The following is a 7471-nucleotide window of genomic DNA, read 5'->3' as shown; positions in this document are numbered from 1 at the left end:
GCGAGATCACCGTGACTATTCCGAAGGACGCCAACCCAGGCGACAAGATCACGGTTCCGGTTGTTGTGACTTACCCGGATGGTTCTAAGGACAACGTTGATGTCACCGTCACCGTTGACAACCCGGATGCGAAGACTGCGGACGAGATCGAGCCGGAGTACAAGGACGGTTCGGGCAAGCCTGGTGAGGACGTCAAGGTTGAGAAGCCTGAGTTCAAGGACAAGGATGGCAACCCGACCACACCGCCGGAGGGCACCACGTTCACTCCGGGTGAGAACGCGCCGGATGGCGTGACCATCGATAAGAACACCGGCGAGATCACCGTGACTATTCCGAAGGACGCCAAGCCGGGCGACAAGATCACCGTCCCGGTCGAGGTCACTTACCCGGATGGCTCCAAGGACAACGTTGATGTCACCGTCACCGTTGATAACCCGGATAAGCCGGTAGATGAGGGTGCGGACACCACGCCGCCGAAGATCAACCCGATCAAGCCGGACGATAAGACCATCACCGGCACCGGCGACCGTCCGGGCGAGGACATCATCGTGACTTTCCCGGATGGCAAGGAAGTGCCGACCAAGACCGATGAGAACGGCAACTGGACGGTCACCGTTCCTGGCGGCACCACCTTGAAGCCGGGCGACGATGTCAAGGCTCGGGATGGTGTGGGCAACGAGTCCAAGGAGAAGGTCGGCATTGACACCGGCAAGTGCATCGCCACCTCGGTCGGCTTCGGTCTGCCGCTTATCGCGCTGCTGCCGATTGGTCTGGCTACCCAGTTGGAGATCCCCGGTCTGTCTGACATCGCTGCTCAGGCGAACGCGCAGATCCAGAACTTCAACACCCAGATGCAGCGTCAGCTGGGCGTGTTCAACCCGCAGATGGCGTCCCAGGTGGATGCGATTAACTCGCAACTCGCTCGCTACGGCACCGATATCGGAACCGTGCTCGGCGGTCTGGCTCTGATCGCCGCTGGCATCCTCGCCGGCACGATCATTTACGACAACTGCTCGCCGAACGGTGGCTCGTCCATCAAGAACCTCGAGTTGAGGGGTTCTTCCGGCAACACCTACGCAGGTTCGTCGAAGGAGGGGAAGGAGAAGTAATGCAGTAGACCAGCGCCTTTACTAAAGGCGTCTTCCTCGAATCCGTCGCCCCGCTCATCATTCCAGTGAGCGGGGCGACGTTTTGCGCATTGCTTATCGACGACCCCACCTCCCCGAGCTACCCCCGCCCAAAGGCAGGGAACTCACAGTAAACATTCATGAAGCAGTACGGAACCAGGCAGTTTTTAAATCAATTCCTGAGGGGAAGCTAAATAATCACATGAGTGGGGGTAGGGCCAAAAGGGTAGATTGTAGACGGGTGTCCACCAGGCGTAGCGTTCCCAAAGTCCTTAACGGGTGTCCATTAATTGGATATTGCGTTTACACACATCGCTATGTTTCTGGAAGGTTCTTTGTGAAGAAAAACTACGTTGCACGCCGCCGTGGCACCTCGGTTGCCGCAGCCGCGTTGTCGCTCGCGTTGGTTGCGCCGCTCGCGCAGCCGACGGCGTTTGCGCAAGACAACCCGCAGGCTGCCCCAACCCCGGCCCCAGCCCCAACCCCTGCCGCGGATCAGGGCAAGAACAAGCAGGTGCCGAACGCCATCTTTACCAAGGGTGGCTGGCGTGATTTCTACGGCTACCACGGTTGGGCGTACATCAATAAGGATGGTCGCCACGATGACTTGTCGTCGAATAATGAGCCGCTCAAGGGCAACGTCATCTATTTGCAGTACGTGACCAAGAATGGTGAGGTTTCGCCGACGTTCTACACCACGACTGACTCCGAGGGTCGCTTCTCCTTCGACCTGTCCGAGAAGGTAACCAACGGGGTTGACGCGCCGCCGTTCTGGCTGGCCGCCGGTGGCGTTCGCGTCCGCGTTTGGGGCGAGAACCCGGATCCGAGCAAGTACTCGGTGGTTGCCGCGGGTGACTTCAACTCGGGCCGTTACACCTCCATCACGGACCGGGTGCAGGAGTCTTGGAACTTCACTGCTGGTCCTGCTGGTTCCCGCATTACCAACGGTCGTTTTGTGCTGGAAGAGAAGCCGAATCACGTTGGTTGGTTGGCCAAGCCGGAGAAGGATTGGACTCGTGCGCTCGACGGCGAGACCGGTAAGCCGACGGCTGATGGTCAGTTCCCGTACTACGGGGACTTTGGCGCGATTAAGAGCATCGCTCACCCGAATGAGTCCATGGTGTGGTGGGAGACTGGTGAGTCTGCCGGTACCTTGCCGGGCTACTACAAGTACCAGCCTGCGCGTGGTGATCGTGCAGCGGGCGGCATCGAGATTGTTGCGTCGTATCTTAACGACGAAGTCGCGCGCCAGATCGACGCCTGGAAGAACGAGAACCCGGGTTACACGGTTGAGCAGGAGCGTGCGAACCAGGAGCGCATCATCAAGGCGTACCAGGACGAGCACGGCGAGGGCTCCCACATTGCAGAGACTGTGGTTGCCCCGTCCAACGCAGACGGCATGATTTACCTGCCGTTCAAGGGCACGCTGGGCTACTCGCGCGACAAGGCCAACCTCGGTGTGAACAATGTGGTCAGCGACGAAGACTGGGGCAAGGTTGCCGATGACTACCAGAACCAGTGGCTCAACGTGTTTACCGGCGCTTCGTTGTACGACGTGCGCCACATCAACACCGACTACATGTACATTTACCCGAACATTGAGGGCCGCGACGTGAAGAACTCTGCGTTCGTCGCCAATATGTTCATGAACTACCGCGACCAGGGCGCGATTGCCGCCGGCGCGAACATGAACGGTCTGCAGTTCCCGTTGATGACTGCACAGCCGACCTTCGACATTCCGGAGTACAACTCCTACGACAACAAGGGTCGTCCGGGCTCCAAGGTGACTACGAAGACCGCGGGCTTGCTGCCGAACACGGAGTACGCAATCCGTTGGTACGCAACCGCTCCGGATGGTACCCAGACTGAGATCAAGGACGCGATGTGCAAGATCAAGAGCGACGACAAGGGTGCGCTCGAGTCTTGCAACTTCCAGGCTCCTGAAGATCTGAAGGAGACCACGGTCTACACCGCCGCGCTGGTTTCTGTTGACCCGGCTTCCGGCAAGCCGTCTGATCGTTGGGAGATCGCAGACTCCTTCACCGCTGTTGTTCCTGAGTCGCTGCCGTTGGGGTCGGTTGGCACTGAGTTCCCGAACAACGACGTGACGCCGCTGTTCAAGGATCTGCCGGGCAACATGAAGGAGGGCGCTGTACCGACCTACTCCGCCAAGGACCTGCCTGCAGGTCTCAAGATCGATCCGAAGACCGGCAAGATCACCGGCAAGCCGACCACCCCGGGCACCACCGAGGTCATCGTGACTCGCGAGATCGAGGTCATGGTGGAGCAGGATGTGCCGGTGCTTGACGACGACGGAAACCCGGTCTACGAAAACCCAGACGAGCAAGATCCTGACAAGCGTATTGAGAAGACCGAGAAGAAGCCCGTCGCGCAGAAGCGTAAGGAGCAGGTGGTCACCAAGATCACGGTGACGGATACCAAGCTGGCCGACGGCGTCGTCGGCGAGCCGTATAAGCAGGACGTGAAGCCGGAAGGCTTTGACAAGCTGCCGCAGGGCTACGAGCTGAAGAAGGACTCCATCAAGGTTGATGGCCTTCCGGAGGAGCTGGAGTTCAAGAACGGCAAGATCACCGGTACGCCGAAGAAGACGGTTGACGCGTCCGAAGAGAAGCCGAACGTCACCGTCACTTACACGTTGGTGGATCAGGACGGCAAAGAGGCCGAGCACACCGACCTTGTCCCGCTGAAGGTCACCGACCAGGCTGGTAAGTACGACCCGCAGGGTAAGGACCAGGAGGTTGCGAAGAATTCTGAGCCGAAGGCTGAGGATTCGATCGCGAACAAGGATGAGCTTCCGGAGGGCACCAAGTACGGCTGGAAGGATGCGCCGAAGACTGACACCTCTGGTGACAAGGAGGCTGTCGTTGTTGTGACCTACCCGGATGGCACCACTGATGAGGTGCCGGTGACGGTGAAGGTTGCCAAGGATCAGGCTGAGCAGTTCGACCCGCAAGGTCAGGACCAGACGGTTGAAACCGGCAAGAAGCCGGAACCGAAGGACAATGTCAAGGACGCTGACAAGCTTCCTGAGGGCACGACCTTCAAGTACAAGGAAGATCCGGATACCTCTACTGCTGGGGATAAGCCGGTCACGGTCGTCGTCACCTACCCGGATGGTTCCACCGACGAGGTGCAGGCCACTGTGAAGGTGGAGGACCCGAAGCCTGCAGAGGACCCGACCCCGGAACAGCCGCAACCCGAGCAACCCCAGCCCGAGCCGACCCCGAAGCCGGAGCAGCCCCAGCCCGAGGCCCCGAAGCAGTCCGACGCTGACACCTACGAGCCGCAGGTCCAGGACAAGACCGTCGAGCCGAACGAGGTCCCGGAGGCCAAGGACCACGTCACCAACGTCGACGAGCTGCCGGAGGGCACAACCTTCGAGTACGAGCAGGCACCGGATACCTCCACAGAGGGTGACAAGCCGGTGACCATCGTTGCTACCTATCCGGATGGCACCACCGACAAGGTCAATTCCACCGTGAAGGTGCAGAAGAACGCGACGGACGCTGACAAGAACGATCCGCAGGGCCAGGACCAGAAGGTCCCGACAGGCGGTACTCCGGATCCGGAGGCCAACATCAAGGATGCGGACAAGCTGCCGGAGGGAACCACCTTCAAGTACAAGGAGACCCCGGATACCTCGAAGCCGGGCGTCTACGACGTCACCGTTGTCGTGACTTACCCGGATGGTTCCACCGATGAGGTGCAGACGACCATCACCGTTGGTACTGACGCGGAGCGTTTCGTACCGGAGTACGACAAGGTCACGGACGTTCCGGTTGATGGTGAGAAGAACACCAACGACCCGTTCGGCACCAAGGCGCCCGTGAAGAAGACGGAAGCGAATCCGACCGCAGATTCGGACGCCGACAAGTGGGAGTTCACTCCGCAAGACAACGGTGTGATCAACGCGAAGGCTCCTTCGATGAAGGACGTCGCGGAGAAGCTCGAGGCCAAGTTGCCGGAGATCAAGAGCACCGATGTGAAGAAGCGTTGGGATAGGTTCTTCGACACCTTCAAGCCGTTCGCTCGCCCGTCTGTTGCGGTCGACTTCACCTTCGAGGACGACTCGACCAACTCCGCTACTGCCAATTTCGACCTGGTGGGCAAGGATGGGAAGTCCCTGCTGGATCCGAATGGTGACTTTGATGGCGATGGCCACACCAACCGCGAAGAGGTGGAGAAGGGCGCCAACCCGGCCGACGATCAGTCGAAGCCAGACACCACGGCACCGACTATCGACGACATCACCCCCAGCACGAAGACCATCTCCGGTAAGGGCGACCGTCCTGGCGAGAAGATCACCGTGACCTGGCCAAACGGCAAGTCGATCACGACCACGACCGACAAGGACGGCAAGTGGAAGGTCAACGTCCCCGCAGGCGTGAACCTCGAGACCGGCCAGGAGATCCAGGTCGTCGATGGCGCCGGCAACAAGGCCACCGCAAAGGTTGGCATCGACACCGGCAAGTGCATCGCCACCTCCGTCGGCTTCGGTCTTCCGCTGATTGCGCTGCTCCCGATCGGTCTGGCCACCCAGATCCAGATCCCGGGTCTGTCCGAGTTCGCCGCCCGGGCGAATGCACAGATCCAGACCGCGAACACGCGCCTCCAGCAGCAGTTGGGCGTGTTCAACCCGCAGGTCGCCGCTCAAGCGGACGCCGTGAACGCGAAGCTTGCCCAGTACGGCACCGACATCGCAACAGTTGTTGGCGGTCTCGCGTTGATCGCCGCTGGCATCCTGGCCGGCACGATCATTTATGACAACTGCTCGCCCACCGGCGGTTCGTCCGTGAAGAACCTCGAACTGAAGGGCTCCTCCGGAAAGACCTACGCTGGCTCCTCTCAGGAGACTACGGCTCCGGAAAAGAAGTAATCCGGTAGCCAAACGCCTTCTATGAAGGCACCTTCCTCGAAACCGTTGCCTCGCTCACCACGCTGGTGAGCGAGGCAACGGTCTTTGTGTGCATGTCGCTTATCGACGACCCCACGTCCCCCAACCACCCCCTAATGGAGGGGGAAGCCGAACCTGAGAAAACTCTCACCTTCGAGTGTTTTGCCTGTGCAACCATAAAAAGTTATATCGGTCGGAGAGTGGAAGAACGTCACGGCATTCTCGAGAAGCCCACGTCGGTCTCGACGTGCATTTGCAGTGGTTGTAACGGGGTGTGAAATCAAAACCAAAGCACAAAGATGTATTGATGTCCAAGATTTTCGTGTGCTGACTGCACTGCGTAAGCGCTGCTGAGACTACAAGAGGGGAGAGTGTCGGGCTGCTTGGGGAAACTTAAGAAATCTGACCGCTAGTTGTAGGCAGTCGTAACAATCATTGCGGACGAATGTCCACTTCTTTACCCTTGGCTATGTCAGCCCTGTGTGGCACATGTCTGTCTACGCCACGCGGGGAAGGGCTCATCTAACCGAATAATCATTTTCGAGGAAGGAATTTTTCGGTGAAGAAGAATTACATTGCACGTCGTCGTGGCACGTCTGTTGCTGCGGCTGCGTTGTCGTTTGCGTTGGTTGCGCCGCTGGCGCAGCCGGTTGCGGTTGCACAGGAGGCTCCTGCCGCTGTTGCAGGGGCGGATGCGGCGAAGCCTGTGGATGCTGCTTCAAATGTTGAGGCGTATAAGGATGCGATTTTCTCGCCTGGTAATCCTGAGAACACGGGTACGATTTCTGGTTCTGTCAAGGAGATCCAGGAGACGGCGAATGGTTTCGGTAATGTCCAGGATTCTGGCAAGGCCTTAAAGGGCGTGAAGGTTTACGCCCAGTGGTTTGAGGGTGTGAACTCTGAGCACGCGTCGCCGATTTATTACACCGAGTCGGATGAAAACGGTAATTTCACGTTGCAGTTGGCGCCGTATACGGACGCTGAGGGTGTCACGCGTTATTTTGATGCGGATGCTTCTGTTGGTCTGACCACTGGTAATGCTCGTGGCAAGCGTGATCAGAAGCGTGAGAAGATTCGTATGTGGGCTGTGCTGCCGGAGGATGTGGCAGATCAGTACCGTTTGGTGCACCAGTATGCAGCCGGTGTGTTCCCATTGACGGCGACGACGCCTGGTACCCAGGGTGATGGTCAGTGGACTGGCAATAAGGTTGTTGACGTTAAGATCCAGTACGCGCAGAAGGATCGTTTGCCGCAGCACTTGCCGGAGGAGCAGTGGGCTGAGTCGCAGGGTAAGGGACTGTATGGCTTGTACCAGGGTCATGCGTTTTGGAATCTTGATTATGTGCAGGGCTATAAGAGCTACCGCTCGATGATGCTGTTGAAGGATCCGAAGGATCCGGCTGCTGCTGGTTTGACGGTGGTTGGCTCG

The 7471-nt window shown here is 58.8% G+C and carries 2 protein-coding genes and 1 pseudogene; all 3 read left to right on the top strand.

Annotation, left to right across the window (positions count from 1 at the left end):
* Positions 1-1109: YPDG domain-containing protein (locus HMPREF2734_RS05805; RefSeq protein WP_210384738.1), on the top strand; the 1109-nt coding region annotated here is incomplete at its 5' end.
* 355 nt (positions 1110-1464) lie between these two features.
* On the top strand, positions 1465-6024 hold the full coding sequence (locus HMPREF2734_RS05800; RefSeq protein ID WP_070569905.1) for a Rib/alpha-like domain-containing protein: 4560 nt from the start codon (positions 1465-1467) through the stop codon (positions 6022-6024).
* 577 nt (positions 6025-6601) lie between these two features.
* A pseudogene (locus HMPREF2734_RS05795) lies at positions 6602-7471 on the top strand (hypothetical protein); the annotation flags it as partial.

Source organism: Corynebacterium sp. HMSC055D05, assembly GCF_001810365.1.
Classification (GTDB): domain Bacteria; phylum Actinomycetota; class Actinomycetes; order Mycobacteriales; family Mycobacteriaceae; genus Corynebacterium; species Corynebacterium coyleae.
Note: the sequence above shows the minus strand (reverse complement) of the source record. Positions and strands in the feature narration are given on the sequence as shown.